This window comes from Terrilactibacillus tamarindi, from assembly GCF_009718825.1.
Lineage (GTDB): Bacteria > Bacillota > Bacilli > Bacillales > Sporolactobacillaceae > Terrilactibacillus > Terrilactibacillus tamarindi.
This window is the reverse complement of sequence record NZ_WNHB01000001.1, coordinates 148,566-170,784: the sequence shown is the minus strand read 5'-3', so window position 1 is coordinate 170,784 and position 22,219 is coordinate 148,566. Positions and strand designations below refer to the sequence as shown.

At 37.6% G+C, this 22,219-nt stretch carries 12 protein-coding genes; 1 reads left to right on the top strand and 11 read right to left on the bottom strand.

Annotation, left to right across the window (positions count from 1 at the left end):
- Positions 1–143: 143 nt before the first annotated feature.
- The 7 genes from asnB to GMB86_RS00725 all read right to left on the bottom strand — a co-directional run bounded on the left by asnB (position 144) and on the right by GMB86_RS00725 (position 9,093).
- Complete coding sequence (gene asnB, locus GMB86_RS00755) at positions 144–1,994, bottom strand: asparagine synthase (glutamine-hydrolyzing) (protein ID WP_155215815.1); 1,851 nt, start codon at positions 1,992–1,994, stop codon at positions 144–146.
- Positions 1,995–2,336: 342 nt separating this feature from the next.
- Entirely contained in the window at positions 2,337–3,485 is a 1,149-nt protein-coding gene (locus GMB86_RS00750; RefSeq protein ID WP_155215813.1) for a cation:proton antiporter, read from the bottom strand.
- Between the two features lie 248 nt (positions 3,486–3,733).
- The gene (locus tag GMB86_RS00745) at positions 3,734–4,084 is read right to left on the bottom strand and encodes a DUF1516 family protein (protein ID WP_155215811.1); all 351 of its coding nucleotides are present in this window, start codon (positions 4,082–4,084) and stop codon (positions 3,734–3,736) included.
- A 195-nt stretch (positions 4,085–4,279) separates the two neighbouring features.
- Complete coding sequence (locus GMB86_RS00740) at positions 4,280–5,560, bottom strand: ArsB/NhaD family transporter (protein ID WP_155215809.1); 1,281 nt, start codon at positions 5,558–5,560, stop codon at positions 4,280–4,282.
- Positions 5,561–5,826: 266 nt separating this feature from the next.
- A complete protein-coding gene (locus tag GMB86_RS00735) occupies positions 5,827–6,108 on the bottom strand; it encodes a hypothetical protein (protein WP_155215807.1) in 282 nt (93 codons plus the stop codon).
- A gap of 25 nt (positions 6,109–6,133) precedes the next feature.
- Positions 6,134–7,471: a TrkH family potassium uptake protein gene (locus GMB86_RS00730; protein ID WP_155215805.1), complete on the bottom strand. Its 1,338-nt coding sequence runs from the start codon at positions 7,469–7,471 to the stop codon at positions 6,134–6,136.
- A 188-nt stretch (positions 7,472–7,659) separates the two neighbouring features.
- A complete protein-coding gene (locus GMB86_RS00725) occupies positions 7,660–9,093 on the bottom strand; it encodes an NAD-dependent succinate-semialdehyde dehydrogenase (protein WP_155215803.1) in 1,434 nt (477 codons plus the stop codon).
- Between the two features lie 318 nt (positions 9,094–9,411).
- On the opposite strand from GMB86_RS00725, the gene GMB86_RS00720 reads away from it, so the two are divergent.
- Entirely contained in the window at positions 9,412–10,242 is an 831-nt protein-coding gene (locus GMB86_RS00720) for an aminoglycoside N(3)-acetyltransferase (RefSeq protein ID WP_155215801.1), read from the top strand.
- Between the two features lie 58 nt (positions 10,243–10,300).
- Here GMB86_RS00720 and GMB86_RS00715 read toward each other — a convergent pair whose 3' ends face one another.
- The 4 genes from GMB86_RS00715 to addB are packed head-to-tail and all read right to left on the bottom strand — an operon-like array spanning position 10,301 to position 22,125.
- Positions 10,301–13,705 carry an AAA family ATPase gene (locus tag GMB86_RS00715; RefSeq protein ID WP_155215799.1) on the bottom strand — a complete coding sequence of 1,135 codons (3,405 nt, stop codon included), beginning with the start codon at positions 13,703–13,705 and terminating at the stop codon, positions 10,301–10,303.
- Positions 13,702–14,904 (bottom strand): exonuclease SbcCD subunit D, encoded by a 1,203-nt coding sequence (locus GMB86_RS00710; protein ID WP_155215797.1) that lies wholly within the window; start codon positions 14,902–14,904, stop codon positions 13,702–13,704. The genes GMB86_RS00715 and GMB86_RS00710 overlap by 4 nt, the downstream gene beginning before the upstream one ends.
- Entirely contained in the window at positions 14,901–18,650 is a 3,750-nt protein-coding gene (gene addA, locus GMB86_RS00705; protein ID WP_155215795.1) for a helicase-exonuclease AddAB subunit AddA, read from the bottom strand. Before addA ends, GMB86_RS00710 begins: the two co-directional genes overlap by 4 nt.
- The gene (gene addB, locus GMB86_RS00700; protein WP_155215792.1) at positions 18,643–22,125 is read right to left on the bottom strand and encodes a helicase-exonuclease AddAB subunit AddB; all 3,483 of its coding nucleotides are present in this window, start codon (positions 22,123–22,125) and stop codon (positions 18,643–18,645) included. The genes addA and addB overlap by 8 nt, the downstream gene beginning before the upstream one ends.
- Between the last annotated feature and the right edge of the window lie 94 nt (positions 22,126–22,219).

Genomic DNA, 22,219 nt, shown 5'->3' with positions numbered 1-22,219 from the left:
AAAACTTGTTTAACGTTTTCAAGATCGACAACGAAAAATATAGATGAATGACGACGAGTGTTTAACAGGAAATCGTCTCAGTTCGTGATAGGAAATTTACCATTATAAATAAACCCATAAAAAAAGCGCCTCATAGGCACTTTTTAACTTTCAATAATTTGAACATCATATGTTTCTAACCAATAGTTGATTTGCGCGAGATGAGCAATAAGTTGTGGACCTGTCATTAATTGACCGAACCAAGGTACTTTGAATGCTGATCCTTGTGTATCAATAATATCTTGCACCCGTCTTTTATCAATTAATTCTAATATAGGCGAAGACGGTTGATCAATAATTGACTGAAGCCAAGTAGATACAGCTTTTGTGTAAGATGGATTAAATGTTTTAGGATAAGGACTTTTTTTACGGTAGAGGACTTCATTAGGTAGTAATCCTTCTAATGCTTTTCTTAAGATACCTTTTTCACGTCCATCTAACATTTTCATATCCCAAGGCACATTCCAGAGATATTCCACTAAACGATGATCGGCAAACGGTACACGGACTTCAAGGCCACATCCCATGCTCATACGATCTTTACGATCAAGTAAAGCGGTCATAAACCAATTCATGTTTAAATAAAAAAGTTCACGACGTTTGGCATCGACACCCGTTTCTCCTGCTAATTTGGGTGTTTCTTTAACCGTTTCATTATACCTCTCTTGCATATAGCCTTTTAAATTTAATCGACTGCTCCATTTGTCGTTTAACAAGGTTTGTCTTTCTTCCGTTGACCTCATCCATGGAAATCCTTCTTTTGAAGATGTTTCAGGACTATGGAACCAAGGATATCCACCAAATATTTCGTCAGCGCATTCTCCAGATAAAGCAACCGTCGCATCTTTCTTGATTTCTTTGCAAAGCCACAAAAGGGATGAATCAATGTCTGCATAGCCTGGCGTATCCCGAAATTTAATCGCTTCTTTTAAGTGTTCAACCAGTTCCTCCGTTGAAATAATTAAGTCATGATGGTTGGATCCGAGATAATTGACGACCTTTTGAATATACGGTGCATCGGAATTTGGTAAGAATTTACTTGCGGTAAAATATTTTTCATTATCTTGATAATCAATGGAATACGTATCTAATACGCCTTTATGATTATTTTTATTATATAAAGAAGCTATAGAAGAAATCGCACTTGAGTCAACGCCGCCTGAAAGAAAAGTCGCAACGGGGACATCTGCATACATTTGTCTATTTACACCATCAAGAAATAACTCATGTATTTTTTCCACTGTTTCGTCGACACTGTCCGTATGAATATCACTTTTTACATTCCAATAACGCCATATTTTCAGACCGTCTTTTGTGTATGTCAAGGCATGTGCTGGTTTTAAGTCATGTATGCCTTCAAATATCCCATGTCCTGGTGTCTTGGAAGGTCCTAATCCAAAAATCTCTAAGAGTCCTTCTCTTGATACCGCTGGTTGAATGCTTTTGTGTGCAAAAATAGCTTTGATTTCTGAACCAAAAAGAAATGTTCCATTCGATTCATAATAGAAAAAAGGTTTCACACCTAAACGGTCACGAGCAGCAAATAATTTTTGCTTTCCTTCGTCCCAAATGGCAAATGCATAAATTCCATTAAATTTTTCTAAACAAGTTTCGCCCCATTCAATGTACGCGGTTAATAGCACTTCTGTATCAGAATGTCCTTTAAACGTGTATCCTTTTTCTATTAAAGCGTGACGAATTTCTTCCGTGTTATAAAGTTCACCATTATAAACTAAAGAATAAGTACTTCCATGTTCTCTTCTATGCATAGGTTGACATCCACCTGCTGGATCAACTACAACAAGTCTTGCATGCCCAAGAGCGGCATGTGGTGACAGCCACGTATTTAAATCATCTGGGCCTCGGTGTTCAATAGATTTCGCCATTCGATGGATGGTGTCATGTTCACCTGTCAAATCTTTGTGCCAATCAATCCAACCTGTAATTCCGCACATCGTGGTCATCCTCTCTTGATGTCAAAAGTCTATACTTCACTCACTTTACTCTAAACGCCCTTAAAAAAGTTTAAAAGTCTGAAGGTGAAGGTTATTTATCTCGTTATCTTATACGTTATTTGCCTACTTTTTTAACATATGAAGAAGTGCCTGTTTACGTGCTAAATTATCTGCTGAATATCTACAAATAAAAACACATGTCAGTGACATCAATAATTTGATGTCATTTTACATGTGTTATATCGAATCTAAAAGCGAAATTTGAATCAGTGGGTTTCTTTCTTTACCCCTCTGATAGTTAGTAAACCTAGTGAACTTCTGTTGAGGCCTAACTGTCTGTTTTTAGGCTGCCTGCTGCTGTTTCTCACCAATAATTGCTTTTAGTAAAGGTGGTGTAATAAGTGTTGTTAAAATAATAACAATAATGAGTGGTGTATAGTAAGCTTGACTTAATAATTTTGAATCTAACCCTATAGAAGCGATAATTAGGGCTACTTCTCCTCGGGAGATCATTCCTGCGCCGATACCAATGGATGAACGTCTGTCATAACCTGTCATTCGAGCTCCTAATCCAGAACCAACAAACTTGGTCATAATCGCTAATAACGTCATACCAATGAGAAACCACAAATGTTCACCTATACCTGAAAACGAAACTTTAAGCCCAATACTTACAAAAAACACAGGAACAAAGAGAGTATAAGCAATCGGTTCTATTTTACGATCAACTTCTTCTTTAAAAGATGTTTGGCTAATCGCAATTCCCCCAATAAAACTTCCAATAATCCCCGCTACTCCGAGGAGTTCAGCATAATAGGCAGAGAAGAGACAAACAACGAGTCCTGCACTAATGACGGGTTCGGTTATTTTTAATAGGCTCAGCAAACGCATCAACAAAGGAATCCCTTTCCAAGAGATGAGAATAATGGACCCAAAGAATAGGATTTTTTCTCCGATAACAAGACCTAAATTAACATCCGATCCGCCAAAAAGACTCATTGAAAAGGCCAGTAGTACAACAACTATAATATCGTCAAGAACAGCTGCGCCAAGTAATGTTGTGCTTGCCTTAGTTTGCAACTGTCCCATTTCTTTTAAAGTCTGGACAGAAATGCTGACTGAAGTAGCTGATAAGATTAGTCCTAAAAAGACCGCCTTATCCTGATCCATTCCAAGTGATATACCAGCTAAATAACCAAATACAAGAGGAAAAACGATGCCTCCAACCGCTACTGCGGTCGAAGATTTAATATTTTTCTTTAATCCCTCTAGATTTGTCTCTAAACCGGCAATAAACATGAGTAAGATTACACCTATCTCACTAAATACTTCAATGACATGGGAATCATGGATCCAACCTAATATTGCAGGCCCAATCAAGATTCCGACAATAAGTTTACCTAGAACGGCAGGTTGACCTAAGCGGACTGTCAGATCCCCTGCCATTTTGGTTGCGATAATAACAATGGCTAATTCTAAAATAATGTGCATGGTATCTCCTCTTTTCTAGATTTTATTTTCCATTACACGTTCCTTAATATACAACTGTCAAGAAAATGGAAATATTTAACCATTAAAAAAGAGATAAGGTTCCCCATTCCTTATCTCAAAAAAGACAAAGAGGGGCCTGCAGTGGCAGGCTCCTCCGTGTGTTTTCCCATATTCATTTGATGTTATTGTAACATATTATTCTTCAATAAATCAATAAAAATATTTACCACAAAAATTTGACACATGCTTTAGTTTAAAATACCATACCCAATTCCAAAGGTTCCTGTTAAGCCAACTGCAAATATAACCCAGTAAACGCTTGTTCTTTTTTGCTTCCTAAGTCTTACTAGAATACCTTCTATTGATAATATGACAAGTAAACCAAAACACATTTTTATTATCGGCCATACCCAGTCATGTTTATCCATTCCATAGTTAGTGACCAAATGTAATCCGGTTAAAAAAACAACGATATAAAAAATTCTTGTCAAAAGATGAACAATCTTCTTTCCTTGTGTGACTTCTAATGTAGTTAACACGAAACCAAAAAAGAATAAAATTAAAAGAATTGTCCAGGATGCTACGTGTATGTATACCATTTACCCACTCTCCCTTTTAGAAGATGTTCAAAAAGTCACCAAACGATAAGCTACGAATCTCGGCGTTGGCTTGTTTTTTCGGTCCTCATGTAGTAAAAACCTACATTCCGGTCCTCAAAACGGCGCCGCCTTGATCTTCTTGCTTCTAGTTTGTCACCTTTTTGAACACGTATTTTAAGATGATGTTACGAAACACTAAATTAAATATCTTAAATAAATATAAATCATTGAAATGAGGACGGAAATGATCATAACAGGTATCCCAATTTTCATAAATTGGACAAATGAAATTGGATATCCTTCTTTTCCGGAAAGACCGGCTACAATAAGATTTGCACTCGCCCCAATTAACAAACCATTTCCACCTAGACAAGCACCAAGGGAAAGACTCCACCATAAAGGTTCTAAGTTGTTAATTCCCATTTCTCCCATATCTTTAATTAGTGGTATCATTGTTGCAACAAATGGAATATTGTCAATAATAGATGAAGCAAAAGCGCTTAACCAAAGAATGAGAAAGGACGTCGTTGTTATATCGCCACCTGTAATTTTTAAAGCGAACGAAGCTACCTTAGCTATTAACCCTGTTTCAACTAAACCCGAAACTAAAACAAATAACCCAACAAAGAAGAAAATGGTTGTCCATTCAATTCGATTAAACACAAATTCTAAATAACTCTCTCCTGTTATGAGCAATAAAACAAAGGCGCCAGATAAAGCGATTGTTGCCGTTTCAAGTGAAAACGATTGATGAAGGAAAAATCCTACTATCGTTAAAAATAGGACTAATAATGATTTGATTAACAATTTCTTATCCGTTATTTCTTCTTTTTCGTTTAATTCCTGTATTCTTTTCCTAACATCCTCACTTGCATGTAATTGTTTACGAAAGAGTAAGACCAAAAATAGAAGTACGACGACCATAACCAATAGAATGACTGGTGTCAAGTTAATTATAAAATCCATGAAACTAAGCGATTTAACTGCGCTTCCGATCATGATGTTTGGTGGATCACCAATCATGGTCGCTGTACCCCCAATATTGGACATAAATATTTCGCTCATTAAATAGGGAATTGGAGACACATTTAATTCACGCGCAATACTAAATGTGACGGGTACGATAAGTAACACCGTTGTGACATTATCTAAAAATGATGAACCTACAGCTGTAATTAACGAAAATACGACGAGTAATGCAATCGGTCTACCACGAACTTTTTTAGCTGCCCAAATAGCGATAAACCTAAAGACGCCTGTTTCAGCCGTTATTGAAACGATGATCATCATCCCAATGAGTAAACCTAATGTGTTAAAGTCAATATGATGGATGGCTGTTTCTTGATCAACGATTCCAAAAACGATCATCAAGACTGCGCCCAGCATGGCTACTATCGTTCGGTGTATTTTTTCTGAAATAATAAAGGCATATGTAAGTAAAAACACAATTAATGCCACGAATGCTTCATTTCCCAAAACTTTCATTTCCTTTCTATTTTTTTATTATATAATGTCTTCCTTAAATCGATAGTAAAAAAAAGAGAGGTCGCCTATCTGTGACAGACTCCTCCTATAAACCATACTATTCGATTCTTTTTATAGTATAGCATAGTCACAAAATTAATAAAGTGAAGCTTCCATCAGTGGGGGGTTTCCTTCATCCCCCACCTATCTTCTTTGAATACTCAGAAGCTTGAGGTGGGGGTCTTTACTTGCCGTTAAGGCGGGATAAATCACTTTATCTATTTCCACGAAACAGATTTTAATAATTTAAATTGAAACATTTTAACCAAAAATGGAACATATCCTTCATATTTTACGATAACTTTATATTGATGATTTGCATGCGGATAAAAGTAAATATCCGTGTATACTTTGTCACTCTCGTAAAATTCACGTATGTTGCGCATTCTCTTTATTGATTCCTCTGTTTTTAAGTGAATAAGGAATTCGATATCATCCTTGTTTTGACTTTCTTCTAGATCAATCATTGAATGATCGATTTCATAATTTAAATTTTTCAATTCAAACACCCTTTTTTATAGCATTTTAACCAATAAATATTTTTGCATCTGGGTAGTGGAAATGTTTTTGCTTTGATTTCGTTATAAAAAAAACAAGTGATATAGGACCAATCTTTCCGAATATCATCATCACTATAATGACAAACTTCCCAATCAAAGACAAATGACTTGTAATCCCCATGGATAGACCCACTGTCCCAAACGCTGACACAATTTCAAATAGAATAGATAAAAACGATGCTTTTTCTGTAATGGTCAATATAAATAATGAAATAAATATAAAAATGATCGAAAAAAAGGAAATAGCTAATGAACGAGTAATTTTGTCATGACTGAGCCTACGTTTCCCTATTACAACATCTTCATTTCCCCTGAGAAGAGATACAACTGCAAATAGAATGACAAAAAAAGTGGTTAACTTGATGCCACCCCCGGTTGATGTACTCCCAGCTCCAATAAACATTAATAGAATGGTAAAAAGAGCCGTTGAAGGCTCTAGCTTCGTCATATCAATGGTATTAAAACCAGCTGTTCTTGGAGAAATACCTTGAAAATAAGCTGCCCATATCTTATCAGTTGAAGATAATGCTCCCAAAGTCTTTACGTTATGACATTCGAGGAAATATATTGTGAAAATGGCAACTAAGTTAACAACCAGTGTACCAACCAACATCACTTTTGAGTGCAATGTCAATTTTTTATATTTCCTTTTATCCCAGATATCACTCAACACTGTAAAACCTATACCGCCTGTGATAATTAAAAACGTTATGGCTAAATTTACGATGGGATCACCAACGAAATCAGACAAACCGTTTGACCACAATGCGAATCCAGCGTTATTGAAAGCACTGATCGAATGAAACAAACTATAAAATCCGCCTTTTGTCCAACCTAATTCAGGAACAAAACGAAAAGATAATATAACGCTACCTGTCAATTCAATGATGATTGAAAAAATAATGAGATTTCTAACGAGACGGATCACTCCACCAATAGAAGGTTGATTCAATGCTTCTTTCATAATTTGACGTTCTTTGATGCTTATTTTTTTTCCTAATAACATGATAAAAAAAATCGCAAAAGACATAATTCCTAAACCACCAAGTTGAATTAAAAACATAATAACTAGTTTGCCAAAAAGCGTAAAACTAGAGGCTGGATCAACGGTAACAAGCCCAGTTACAGTTGCGGCTGATGTAGCAATAAAAAATGAATCAATCCATGAAATAGAATGATATGTGGAAAAAGGGAGTTTCAAAAGAATTGCACCAGCCGTGATTAAACTGAGGAAAAGTAAGACAAGAAATTGAAAGGGATTTAATTTAAATATCTTAGGAATCTTTTTATGATATAAAGACAAACCAAAAACTCCTTATTATGTAGTTATAGATCCTTGCCAATAATTACTACCCATATCATGGACTATCTTTGTTCATTTTATAATACCATCTAACTTATAGTTTTGAAACTTCTAAATCCAATCTAGTGTAATAAAAATAAACTTAGATGTCATGGCATCTAAGTTTATTTTGATTAATCAGTATTCTCTTAGATTTTCATCGAAATGTATTTTGTTTCAAGATACTCTTCGATCCCTTCCGTTCCTCCTTCAGAACCTAGACCGCTATGTTTAATCCCCCCAAAAGGCGCTTCAGCAGTTGAAGGAAGAGCATCATTCCATCCGACGATTCCATAATCGAGTCCCTCAGATAGCTTGGTTCCGGTCGAAACATTCGTAGTAAAGAAATAAGCCGCAAGACCAAATGGTGTATCATTAGCAAGCTCAAGCGCTTCATCAATGGTCTCAAACTTTTGAATAGGTGCTACAGGGCCAAAGGTTTCAATATTCATAATTTCCATATCGCTTGTAACATCTTTAAGGATGGTAGGTTGATAAAAATAAGCCCCATTTTCTGCTCTTCCTTTTCCACCTAGAACACATGTCGCTCCTTTTTCAATAGCGTCATGAACTTGATGTTCGACCTTTTCATAGCCCTTTTTCTCAATAAGAGGGCCAACATTCACATCTTCTTCTAAACCGTTACCGACTTTTAATGACTTTGCTTTCTCAGCAAATTTCGAAATGAAGGACTCATAAATGCTAGATTGCACATACAATCGGTTTGGTGATACACACACTTGTCCACTATTTCGGAACTTCGCCGCAACAATATTTTCGACTGCTAGATCGACATCTGCATCGTCACAAACAATGAATGGAGCATGACCCCCGAGTTCCATCGATGCTTTTTTAACGCCATCAGCACTTTGTCTTAGTAGTAATTTACCAACTGCAGTGGATCCTGTAAATGTAATTTTTCTCACAACATCTTCCGTCATAAACGCTTCCCCAATCCCCTTAGGATCTCCGCATACAACATTAAATACGCCTTTTGGAATTCCCGCCTCCTCACAACACTCAGCAATTTTCAAGGCCGATAAAGGGGTCAGTTCAGATGGTTTCACAATAAAGGTGCATCCCGCTGCCAAGGCAGGAGCCATCTTACGTGTAATCATGGCAGCTGGAAAATTCCAAGGTGTAATCGCTGCAACGACGCCAACGGGTTGTTTTATGACTGACATTCGATGATTTTCTGTTTTTCCTGGTATGGTTCGTCCATAGATTCGTCTCGCTTCTTCACCAAACCATTGTAAAAATGACGTGGCATATAGAACTTCACCTCTTGCTTCTTTTAGTGGTTTTCCATTTTCCAGCGTCATGATTTTAGCTAATTCCTCTTGTCGATCAAGCATAATCTCTTGCAATTTGAATAAATAGTCTGCTCTTTTAATTGCGGGAAGTGCGGACCAAGAACGAAAAGCAGCATTTGCCCCTTTGATCGCTGCTAAGGCTTCTTCTTTTCCTGCAGATGGAACTGAGCCAATTTTTTCACCCGTTGCCGGATTAACCACCTCGATTTTTTTTAAGTCTTCGCCGGTCCATTCCCCATTTATATAGTTTAGTAAAGAATAGTTTGTCATTAAAATCCTCCCTTTCAACCCTTGTCATGATGAGATAAACGTGTCTATCACGCTACTTCTATCTACAACTATAATCTACTCTATAAAATTAAACTAGATATAAAAGATAAAAAAGACCAAAAAGTTCAATAATTTTGTTAAATAGATAACATTAGTCATTTAAATGGTTTATCTTTTGTTTAAAACAGTTTATTTATATTATTCGAATTGAGAGGTTCAAACGTTTAGGTTAAAATTACAGATGGATGAAATAAAGACCATAAATAGGTCAGAACTTTTATGGTGCAAAAAAAGCTTCATTTCTAATGGAGGATGAACATGGGTAAATCATTAGATCAACAATTTTCTTGTCAAATGCCTCGAACCAGGGAGTCGTTAACTCAAGATTTAATAAAATTAGGTATTAAACCTGGTATGACAATAATTGTACATTCGTCACTCCGTTCGATTGGATGGGTATCCGGCGGACCTGTAACGGTTGTTCAAGCTCTGATGGACGTTATTACCCCTGAAGGGACGCTTGTTATGCCAACCCATAGTGCTGATTATTGTGATCCCGAAACGTGGACTAACCCACCTGTTCCAGAAAATTGGATTCAAATCGTACGCGATACCATGCCTGGGTTTGACCCTGATATCACGCCTACCTATTTCATGGGAAGAATCGTAGAAACATTTAGAACCTTCCCTAACGTTTTGAGGAGCTACCATCCACTTTACTCTTTTGCTGCATGGGGAAAAAAGGCTAAATATATAATAGAAAATCATAGTTTGGACTATGGACTTGGCGATCATTCTCCTCTAGCTAAGCTATATCAGAGTGATGCCCATGTACTGTTATTGGGTGTTGGTTATGACAATAACACGTCCTTTCATTTGTCTGAATATCGATATGGTGGTCGAAAAAAATTAAAAAAGGGCTCCCCTGTTCTAATAGATGGGAAGCGTCGGTGGGTTGATTATCACGATATTGAACTTGATCCACACGATAGTTTTTCTAAAATTGGATATGCTTTTGAGAAAAGTTTCCCGAATGCAGTTATACACGGAAAAATCGGGTCAGCTGCCGCCATTTTTTTTCCGCAAAAAAAGGCGGTTGATTTTGCTGTCTCGTGGCTAAGCCAAGACAATCACAGACAACAATACTAATGTTGATAGCAGAAAAAGTGCATCCAAAAAGATGCACTTTTTCTAACTTTATCATAATTTATAGAAGTTCAAGGTGAACCGTACTTCCTTCACCAGAAGGTTTTGCAGGTTCAACGATGAGTTTTCTTGGTAATCTGGCCCGTAATTCCGGAACATGACTGATCACGCCGATTGATAAACGGTTCATATGAAGCTTTTCAAGAGAGGTGACAACCGTATCTAACAATTCAGGATCGAGTGTTCCAAACCCTTCGTCTAAAAAGAAAAACTGTAGTGGTACGTCACCTGTTAGCTGAATTTGCTCGGATAATGATAAGGCCAAGGCTAATGAGGTCAAAAATGTTTCACCACCAGACAGGGTTGAAACAGGTCTTCTTATGCCTCCATTTGCATCATCTCGAATAATAAAACCTCCAGCCGTATCGACTTCAAGTGCGTAGCGACCATGTGTTAAATCACCAAGTCTTCTTGATGCGGCAATACAAACTTGATGCAGCTGTTCTTCTGCGACAAATTCTACAAATCCATTACCTCTAAAAATTTGTTGCAGCGTCTTCAGTTTTGTGATTTCTTTTTCACATGAGTGTTTCTCTTCTTCAAGAGTGACAAAACGCTGATGATTTTTTTCTATTATGTTCTTTTCCTTGCCACAAGCCGCACGTTCTTCAAGAAGAGTATGATACCTCTCTTTTAATGCTTCAGCTTGGCTCTCCAATTTTACTACCGCTTCTTCAGTCACTTGTCGTCCAGACAACTTCTTCTCAATATCTTGCAAGTCACTTGTTAACTTTTCTTTTCTTCGCTCATACACCTCTAGCTTCTGAACCCAAGCCTTAACTTTTGCCTCTTCAGCGTAGGCATTCAGAAAGGCATCCAGAGTATTGAAGATGGATAATTGATAAACTTCGTCCCATCGTTCCTTTGTCTTTTGTTCTTGTAATTCGATTTGGGCTAATCGAGTTAGACCTTTCTCTTTCGTTTTTTCTTTTTCAAATCGATCTTCTTGTGTTTTCTTAAGTAATTCCTCGAATTTAGTTCGATCAGATAGAAGCGTCTCCATTTTTTGCAGTATGTTTTGGAGGTAGGCATGGAGGTCTGTATTTTCATCAAAATTCAATTTTGATAGACTTTGAATTAAATCCTGCTGAGTTTTCGTTAATGAATCTAGTTGAGCTTTATATGAAGCCTCTTTTTGTTCATCCTGATGGACTTCTTCGGAAAGTTTCTTTATTTTTTCTTCAATTTCATCTTGCTTTGTAAAGACATGATTAAGTTGTTCTTCATATTTTTCAACTTTTTGATCTGCTCGCTTAATAGATTCCTCTTTTTCCTCAATTTCTTCGAGAGGGGGATAAGAAGGAGACCAAGACTTCTTTTTTTCTTCTATTTCTTGTTTTATTTGAGCCGCTTTTTCTTCTAATTCCTTTTGTTTGTTAAGATAAAATTCAAATTCAGAGTGACCCTTAGATTGCTCCACGTCATTCTTCTTTTTACTTTCTATTACCTTCTCTATTTGTTCTTTGAGTTCAATCAAATCTTGATAATACGCTTTGACGTCTAATATGTGTTGTTCCATTAATTTTTCTATTGAGTTGGAATCCATTAATTGCTGAGGGTCATTCTCTTCCTTATCGTACTTCGACATCATTGGAACTTCATTTTCGTCTAATATCATCATTAAATTAGCCGCATGAGATTCACATTGTATTTTATAATTTTCAAGACGATTCGATGATTTCGCCAAGTTGTCCAAGAATTTTTCGTACCTGTTTATTTTTGAAACAATAATGTCTTCACTCTCAATTTTTGTTTTCTTAGCTGGATTCGGATGATGCGTCGAACCACATACTGGACAAGCAGACCCTTCCTGAAGATCATGCACTAGGTTAAGTGAAGCTTTTTGTTTATACGCTTCCATTAAATGCAACCGTTCTTCATTTAACCGGTTTGACATGAAATCTTGTAGTTTTACAGCCTGCTGTTCTGATTTCACCACTTTATGATAAAGGACCTCTTGGCTACTAAATAACCTTCTTGCTTTTTCCTTTAATTGATTAGATTTGGAATGACCGTTTTTTAGTATGTCTTCACTCTTAACGCATTGCCGATGTTGTTGAACCCATTCTTGACGTAAACCTTCTAGTTTTTCATTTAAATATTGAATATCTTTCTTCTCACTTAAAGCCTGCTGGATAATAGTCCGATAAGAGTGATCTATTTTGTTCTCGTTTAAAATATGTTGTAGTTCTTTTCGCTTAGATATCAACGCCTCATGTTGGCTCAGTTCTTCATCAAGGACACGCTTCTTTTGTTTTATATTTATCATTAATTCATTAACTGCCGTTTGTTTTATTGCTAGTTCTGGTTTCATTTCCTGAAGTTTTTCTAAAATGTTCAAGCCTTCTTCAGCGATCGTTTTCTTTTGCTGAAGGATGGGCTCTTGATCAACTTGCTTCTGCTTTGCAGTTTCTAATAGCTGAATGATCCTATTTTCTTCTTGCTGAATGTGATGGAACAATCTCTCCTGTTCTTTTACTGTTTCCTTTACTTCTTTAACTGAAGCCTCAGACTCTCGCCAAGCTTCATATATGGGCATCATTTGAATCGCTTGTTCAGCCTGTTTAACTTGCAGCTTTAGGGCTTGCATCTCTGTATCTTGCCGAATCATTTCTTCTAATTCATGATAGTTTTGATTCCAATCTTTTTGCAACTGCCATAACTTTTTAAGTTCTTCGAGTTTTGTCTCGGTATCCTTATTTTTTCGATTGGATTCATCCACCTGTTTTGTTAACAGGTTATATTCCTTTTGAAGTTTTACGAGGGTTTCCTTTGACGCATCGCCAAGTCCTTGCTCTTCAGCCACTATTTCACTTAATCTTTGGTCAAATGCGGTTAATCTTTTTTTTAACTTCTCGATCATTTCATCGCCATAACGTTCGAGATGAAATAAGCGTTGCAGCATTTTTCGTCTCTCGGCACCTTTTAAAGATAAAAATTCAGCAAATTTACCTTGTGGCAAGACAACCGCACGAGTAAAATCGTCGTGAGTCAAGCCTAAAATATCTTGAATGCCCTGTGTGACATCTCGCTCTTTATCTGCTAAGACTTCCGCCGATTCCCCGTATTTTAACAATCGACAGCTTCCAATCTTTAATCCATTATCTTTCGTTCTTTTATACATTCTTTCAACACGATAAATGGTAGGGTTAGCCCCTCCCATCTCAAAAGTAAATCCGACTTGCAGCTTGTCTTCTGCATGATTCAATATGCCTTGTGTATTCTTAGCGGCTCTTTCAACTTTTCCATATAAGGCAAGCGTGATGGCATCTAACAAAGATGACTTTCCACTGCCTGTTGGACCAAAAATCCCAAATATCCCATCCGCACAGAGCATGTCAAAATCAATCGTCTGTTCCTCTCGAAAACTGTTCAATCCACGAAGCATCAGCTGTTTTGGTTTCATTTTTCATCTCTCCCTGCAGCTACCTCTAATATGGCTTCGTCATAGTTCTCGTTAATCAATTCTAAAAAAAGTTGGAGCAATTCTGGGCTCGGTTCAGCACCGTTCGTTTGCTGTTTAAAGAAACGAATAAACAATTCGTGAATCGGCAGTCCCATGCGTTCCAAACGTTCCTCTTGTTCGATATCGTTCAGATAAATTGGCCTAATATTAACAATGCCATCATGGAGTTTTCTTATTTTCTGTATATCATGAATGCTTAAAGCTTCCGATAATTGAATTTCCAAATCAATCCACGAGTGGGAGTCTCTTCCTTCGTCAAGCCAGTGATGTATTTCATTTAGTCCATTTTTAGCTCTCCACTTAACAAGGGGCTTCCCACTGGATAAATAAATTTCATTCATTGTTGCTTTTTCACCAGGTTCTACGTCTAGTATGGTCACCGATTTCGGTTGATTGGCTTCGGAAAAACTATAGGCTAGCGGTGATCCTGCATAGCGTGTTAATGCACTGCTATGTTTCAAGGTTTGTGGACGATGCAGGTGACCAAGTGCCACGTATTGGGCTGTTTTTGGAAAAGCTTGTGGCGAGACAGTATAAGCCCCGCCAACTTGAATTGGTCTTTCTGAATCCGATTCCTTTCCCCCAGCAACGAATAAATGGCTCATCATAATGTTGACAGCTTCCTTTTGGAAAGATTTCGCATGTTCTTTAAATAGAGTGTGAAGTCGATCATTATAGGCATCTTGTATATGCTCATCATCATTTGATAGACTCAAAACTTCATTTAATCGAGATTCGGATGGATACGGGATGGCACTAATATTGAGATGCATTTGTCTATTCGGAATCTTTATTTTTATAAGATGATCAATAGGGTGCCCAACAAGCGTGATACCTTGATATGAAGCTAATGGGCTACTTGCTTGAATACGTTCTGGACTATCGTGATTTCCAGAGATCACGATTAAGGGCCTGGACCCTTCATTTGATAGTTTATGAGCCGTTTCATAAAATAAGCTTTCAGAAACAGCTGGCGGGTTGACCGTATCATAGACATCCCCCGCCATGATAATGGCATCAACCTTTTGATCATCCGCAATTTGGCAGATTTCATCCATGACGGCTTCCTGTTCATTTTGTCTTGATCGACCCTCTAATGTTTTTCCAAGATGCCAATCGGCCGTATGCAAAATTCTCATGGCTTTTCACCTTCTTCTATTTCTACAAAGTAGCCTCCATCAAAGGCATAGAGACCCATTCGATTAACCTTCCGTTTCCAAATCTTTTCAATTGCTTTTTTATATAGATTTAACTGTAGTTTATAACGTTTAATTAATTCGGCTTTTGCCTCAGTTTCCGTTGGATAGCGTGATGTGATTTTATCTGTTTTGTAGTCTAATAGTGTCATCCCATCGTCGTCAATAATGATGCAATCAACCACCCCTTGGACGATCACACCTTCCTCACAATCATCATTCCAACCTGGATAAACTTCTTTTGCATCTAAAATATAGCTAAATGCACATTCTCGAACGACATTTTGTGCATGAAGCACTTTTAATCCAATTGGTGAGGTGAAAAATTTTGCGATGGCCAGATAATCTAAACTCTCTTCTTGTTCGATGGTTAAGATCTCTTTTTCTACAAGTCTCTTACCTTGCATTTTTATGGTTTCTGGTGTCAGATTAATCGCTAAATCCATGTGTTGCATCATCACATGGAGTGCTGTTCCTTTTTCTGTTGCCGACAACTTCCCTTGTTGCATAAATCTTGGTCGATCAACACTGATCCCTTTATCCGATGGGTCTAACAAATGATCTGCTGCACCTTCACTAAAATACGTTTGTTGGGTTTTTATTTCTGTAACGGTTTGCTTTGCCATTGCTTTTTCTGAATGTTGGTATGGATACACCCAGTTCAACCTTTCTTCCACTGCTTGTTTCCATTCATTTGATACACTGACAGATTCGCCTTGACGTACTTTGTTTAACCTTACATGGTCAATCGCTTGGATAGGATGGGCATCAATAGTGGAAGCTAAGACAATCTTAATATCCCATATCGATGGGTCAAGCGAAATCGCTGTCTTCAAGACATCTTCACCTACAATGTCGTGGAAAACGCTAGCGTCTTGGTGCCTCATGATAGCAGGGCCAATCCAGTCGAGGTATGTTTTGGCTTTGTTCCTTATGTGAGTTGGCAAAATCCACTCTTTTTCAAATAACGCCTCTTTCCAAGAATTAATGGTTTTCTCAACGTCCTTTAAAGCTGAAACTAAAATGAGTTTTTCTTTAGCACGCGTCAAGGCAACATATAATATTCTCATTTCCTCTGCAAGCATTTCTTCTGCTAGTTTTTGCTTTATAGCAATAAAAGGAAGCGTTGGTAAACTGATTCGCTTTACGGGATCAATGTATCTTGTTCCAAATCCTAATTGTTTATGGAGGAGAGCTCGTTGGTTTAAATCTTGCATGTTAAAACGTTTTGTTAAGCCTGCTACAAAAACGACCGGAAATTCGAGTCCTTTACTTTTGTGGATCGTCATGATCCGCACGACATCTTCTTGTTCACTTAGCGCTTTAGCTGCACCTAAATCATCCCCACGGTCACGCATTCTTTCTATAAATTTAAGAAAACGAAATAATCCTCTGAAAGAGGTCTTTTCGTAAACCCTCGCACGATCGTATAATGCTCTGAGATAGGCCTGCCTTTCAGACCCCCCGATAAATCCAGCCACAAAATCATAGTAACCGGTATCCCGGTAAATCTGCCAAATGAGTTCACTTACAGCATGTGCTTTACTCATTGAACGCCAAGACCCAAGTTGATTTAGAAAGGTCCGCATTTTTTGGGCTAACTCTGTATTTTCCTCTTCAGCATATTTTTTTACAGCTTCATAATAGTGAAGGTTATCTTTTTCGTGTAATCGTAGTGTCGTTAATTCATCTCCATTTAGCCCAACGATTGGAGACCTTAGAACACTCACAAGCGGGATATCTTGGTATGGGTTGTCGATGATTTGAAGGACAGATAACATCACGAGAATTTCTGTTGCATCGAAATAGCCTGTTGATAATTCTGCATACGCAGGAATGCCGGCTTCCTTTAATATATCAAGCATTAAAGGAGCTGATTTGTGAGTGGAACGCATCAAGATGACTATATCCCGATACTGAATGGGTCTACTCGTCTTCTTTTTCCGATCATAAATCGGATAGCCTCGGTCAATCATCTGCTTGATCTTTTTCGCAATTTGATAACCTTCTAATTCCGTTGCACTGATTTCATTGATTTGATCATCATCTTCTAACTCTTCATCGCCATGTTCACGATCAATTAAAATCAATTCCGTTGGTTCATCCCCCTCGGGATAATCTTTAGCACCAAATTTAAGTTCCGCAGCATCGTCGTAATCGACGTCACCAACCTCTTCGTTCATGATTTGACGAAAGATAAAATTGGTGCTCGTTAGAATGTTTTGACGGCTTCTGAAATTTCTTGAAAGATCAATTTTTAATCCGTTGGGATTTTCTTTTTGACCTGAGTATTGTTTATATTTGTTAATAAATAAACCTGGTTCGGCTAATCGAAAGCGATAAATACTCTGTTTAACATCTCCTACCATAAAAAGATGACCTTGCTCTGACGCTCCTCCAGATACTAACTTGATAATGGTTTCTTGAACAAGGTTGGTATCTTGATATTCATCAACAAGAACTTCATTAAATAATGAGCGAAACTGTTCTGCTACGACAGATGGAATTTCTTTACCAGGCTCTGATTCGGCGGATCTTAAAATCTTCAGACAATCATGTTCAAGATCAGAAAAGTCTGCAACGCCTCGCTCACGTTTAATTGATTGATAACGATCATCAAAATCTTGTATCAGTTTGACAAGCAATTCAACTGAAGGCGCCATTTCTTTCATATCATTTAGAAAGGATTCTGGAGATCGGCTGAACCACTCATTTTTAAGTGTCGTGAGTTCTTTTTTCACTTGTTCTCTAATGGTTTTAACCTGATCCTTCAAATCATCATCGATCGTTTTATCTCGGCAACTTTTCAATTTAGTAAAAGAGACACTTTGAAAAGCTTGATAAATGTCTTCCCAGCTTTCATTTATATGAGTCATTAATTGATCAATCATAACTCGATCTGCTTGAATCGTTTCACCATAAGGTGCAGGGCCACCAGGACTTTGTATGAGTTCGTCTGCTTGACCAAGTCGCTTCATCATTCCAATAAGTTTATGTTTGACGATTTTTATGAGATCTGGTGTAAACGAAAACGAATCAACTTGAGTTCCAGCTTGAACGTGATAAGAAGCAGCCATTTCATTTAACCACTTATTAGGCCAAGGATGACTTCGTGAGAAATCATGTAATTTTAAAATAAGATCTTGAATATAAGCATCATTACGATCACCTGAATAACGATCAACAAGATCAAAAAAACCATTATCTTGACCATTTGCGTAATAGTCTTCAAATAAGTCGTTTAAAATATCGTCTTTAATTAATGCGGCTTCTGTTTGATCAAGCAGCCGAAAATTAGGATCAAGATCCAGCATATAATAATATTTTTTAATCACAGACATACAGAAAGCATGGCACGTCATAATCGAAGCCTTACCTAACAAGGCTTGTTGTCGTCTTAAAAATAGCGAACTTGGATCCTTTAATAACGCCTCATCAATCGCCTGACTAATACGTGATCGCATTTCGGCTGCAGCGGCATTTGTGAAAGTCACAATTAATAATTGATCCACATTAACTGGATTTTCAGCATCCGTCATTTTTTTAATTATCCGCTCGACTAAAACGGCTGTTTTACCTGATCCTGCTGCTGCTGCAACTAAAATATCTTGTCCATGTTCTGTGATCGCTTGCCATTGTTCATCCGTCCATTGACTATTTGTCGGTTTTACGATCGACGTGTTATTCATGGCTTTCTCCTTTCAATAGTTGTTTCATAATCTCTTCATCTTTTTGTTTTTTCAAAAGACGGTAGTTATTGTCCTTTTGCGATTGATCAAATTGGCAAACAGACCGGAATGAACAGAAATCGCACGGCGTACGATCATTAAGACGATAAGGTGAGATATCGACTTGACCATTCGTTAAGTCCGTCCCCACCTTTTGAATGACTTCTCTGACATGTGTCTTCATAGCATCAAAAGCCTCAGTACTTGCAACTGAAGAGGAAGAGTAAAATTCACCATTTTTTTTCAAAGCTAATGGAAGAAGATCTGAATATCCGGTCGTTAACGTTGTGTCCATTTCTCTTACAACCGATTCTTCCGACAAGACTAATCCCTTCATTTTAAAATCTTTTAGAATGGTTTTCTCAATGGCTTCATCCGTTAAAGGCTCATTTATGGATAAAAGTGGGTCATGTACATGAAAATAGAGAACACCTGCAGGCATGGCTTCTTCCCCAAGCCAAGCTTTTGAGTTTGTGATGATCACATCTAAATACGTTAACATCTGCAAGGCTAATCCATAATAAACCTCTGTCATACTTAAATCTTTACTGCTAGATTTATAATCAATGATTCTCAGTAAGACACCTTGGTCATTCGAGCCTCGGTCCACTCGATCAATTCGTCCAATAATTTCCATTTTACAACCGTTTGGTAGTTCAAATGTTAATGGCGGTAAGGGTTGGTTCGGTCCGAAGGGTAATTCTAAACCGACGGGTGAGAAACCACTCCTCTTAGCATGTGAACTCATCACTTTAGCTACACGGGCAACGACTTGACTTAATTTATGTTGTAAATAGTGATGTCTATTTGAGCTCATTAATATTTGCCGCTGCAATTTGGGTGCAAGCGTAGTAACGACCTCTTCAGCCAGTTGTTCACAAGCTTTCTCTGTGAGATCTGCCCAAGATTTATGTTGTCGCATGATCTGGTCTGTCATGATTCTTAACGCTGAATGAAAAAGTTGACCAATATCCGGAGCTTCTAATCGAAACATACTGCGTTCTTTAAGTTTTAACCCGTAAGAAGCAAATTGTGCAAATGGACAGGCATTAAATAATTCCATCCTAGAGACACTTGCTCTTATGGTTTCTCCATATAACTGTTTCGCTGTTTCCGGTTTAATAGACGCTTGATTCCGATAAAATAAACTGCTGATCATATGCCTACATTTATCTTTCCAATCGGGTGTTTCCATGTACCAATTGTACGTATTCCACCAGACATTTTGAAGAGGGTAACCACGTAACCACTCACGTAATCCACCGGCTAGATAGGCCAACGTTTTATTCGGGCGTGTGACAAAAGGCAAATGATCTTCATCCAATAGTGTTTGTGGTTCTGAATGAATGAGTTTTTCCGTTAAAGTAGGAAATAAATGCTTTAAGCGATGAATAAAAGGAGATGGTAGGAGTCCCTGCCCCTCTTCATTTGCAAGCGGGTAAGATAGAATCAGTTCATCACTTGGGCAAGTCAGTCCTCTAAAAAAGTAATACTCTTCATTCATTATTTGCTCATCAGTACCTTCGGATAAAATGACATCCTCATTTTGCAGTAGAATTCGATCTTGATCTGATAAAATGCCATCCTCTGTCGGTTTTGCTGGTAATATCCCCTCATTTATTCCAAGAATAAAAGCGACTTTAATATTAATCGGACGTGAACGGTCCAAGCTGCCTACCACAACTTGATCAATGGCAGGTGGAACAAGAGCAAACTCTAGGGTATCCAGTCCCGTTTCGATCATTTTGTTGAATAAAGATAAAGAAACCCTCTCTTCTCCTGTAGCTTCAACCATTTGATCCATTAAATCCATGACCGCTTTCCATACTTGACGATGCTCCATAGCATCTTCGAGTCTACCTTCCGCCTCGGCCTCTCTTCTCAAACGTTCAATTTTTTCAGGTACAAAAAGATCCATCAGAAATTTATACAATGCAGTACATTTATCTTGAATAGTAGGGGCTTTTTTCATCTGTTCTTGAAGAGATTGAAGTGGCCGAGCGACTTGTAAACGAACACGATTCAGACGTTTTTCAGCCTCTACATCTTCTTTTGTCTTTGGCATGTCACGGTCTAAGTCTTGATATCTTTGATATAGCCAAGGATCTCTGCTTGTCCATTTCTTTCCATAGATTCCATGTGCAATCACATAGTTTTCGAGAATATCCATCTCTTCACGCTGTTCAAATCGACTTCCCTCATAAGAAAACAGCATATCGGTTTTGACACATCTAAAAACGGCGTCATAGCGCCAGTTTTTCTGTATAACTTCAAGTGCCGACCGAATAAATTCGATCAACGGATGATGACACATTGAACGTTTTTGGTCAATGAAAATAGGAATTTGGTAATCTCCAAAAATGGTTCGTATCATTTCACTATAACTCGATAAATCGCGAATAAACACAGAAATGTCTCTATAACGTAAACCCTCATCACGGACAAAAGTTAAAATTCGTCTTGCTGCTAACTCGATTTCTTCACGCCGGTTCGTAGCCTCAAGTAGTGTTATTCCATCATAATCTGTAATCGGTAAGTAAGGACGTTCGTTATATTGAAGAGCGAGATGACGCAATCCACTTTTTTGACTACGCCGATACTCTGTTAAATAAACATTGGATTCTATCTCAACTTGATTATCTAAAGCCTGCTCTTTTATCTGTTTATAGAGTCTCGCTGGTTGTTGATATACAGATAAGGGATGTGGCAACAAGTCATATTCTTGATCGAGACTAAGCGTTACTGTGGTTCGTTCTGTATGTACCATGAGCTCGGTAACGACTTGTCGTTCTTGCGGCGTCATAACATCAAAGCCATCAATCCAAACTTCGGTATCTTTTAAAAATGGTGTTTCTTTTATTTTATCTGTTAAAAGTTGAAGATAATCTTCACTATCTATGAATTTATCGAATATCGCTTTTTCTAATTCAGAATAAATAAGCTGCAAATCAGCTAATTTATCTTGAAGCAAAACATCATTTTGTTCTTCTGAGACAAAGCCTACAGCCTTATTATGTAATTCCTCAGGGGAAATACAATAGCGCTTAAACTCCGTGATGGCTGTATGAAGCTGATCGAAAAAGCCATGTTGATCGGCCGCCTTTTTATAAAGACGTAGTTTGCCTTTATGTTGCTCTACAATTTTTCTAAGAAGCATACTTACTCCGACAGAAGTCAAGTGATATCTAGCCGCTCCTCCTGATTGTTGAAGTACTCGAAGGGCAAGTCGAGGAAAACTATAGACATTGAGTCGAGTCATCCCACCAAGATCTGGTGTTTTGGCTAATAAATATTCAGTACTAAACGTCATTTGTTCTGGAACAAGTAAAATAAGAGGTTTCCCCATCGGATTTTCCTTGAGCTTTTTAATGATTTCTTCATGGCAATACGTCGTTTTTCCTGTCCCGGGGCTACCTAATATACATCTCAGTGACATATAAACTCATTCCTCCGTCCTCTTTTACAATTATATAACTCTATCATAACACATAGAGAATGTATGTTCTATTCTGGTTTCCTAATTTAAGCAA

Bases quoted from the DNA above. Each gene is read 5' to 3' on its own strand.
- asnB (WP_155215815.1), bottom strand. From the start codon at position 1,994: ATGTGCGGAATTACAGGTTGGATTGATTGGCACAAAGATTTGACAGGT.
- GMB86_RS00750 (WP_155215813.1), bottom strand. From the start codon at position 3,485: ATGCACATTATTTTAGAATTAGCCATTGTTATTATCGCAACCAAAATG.
- GMB86_RS00745 (WP_155215811.1), bottom strand. From the start codon at position 4,084: ATGGTATACATACACGTAGCATCCTGGACAATTCTTTTAATTTTATTC.
- GMB86_RS00725 (WP_155215803.1), bottom strand. From the start codon at position 9,093: ATGACAAACTATTCTTTACTAAACTATATAAATGGGGAATGGACCGGC.
- GMB86_RS00720 (WP_155215801.1), top strand. From the start codon at position 9,412: ATGGGTAAATCATTAGATCAACAATTTTCTTGTCAAATGCCTCGAACC.
- GMB86_RS00715 (WP_155215799.1), bottom strand. From the start codon at position 13,705: ATGAAACCAAAACAGCTGATGCTTCGTGGATTGAACAGTTTTCGAGAG.
- GMB86_RS00710 (WP_155215797.1), bottom strand. From the start codon at position 14,904: ATGAGAATTTTGCATACGGCCGATTGGCATCTTGGAAAAACATTAGAG.
- addA (WP_155215795.1), bottom strand. From the start codon at position 18,650: ATGAATAACACGTCGATCGTAAAACCGACAAATAGTCAATGGACGGAT.
- addB (WP_155215792.1), bottom strand. From the start codon at position 22,125: ATGTCACTGAGATGTATATTAGGTAGCCCCGGGACAGGAAAAACGACG.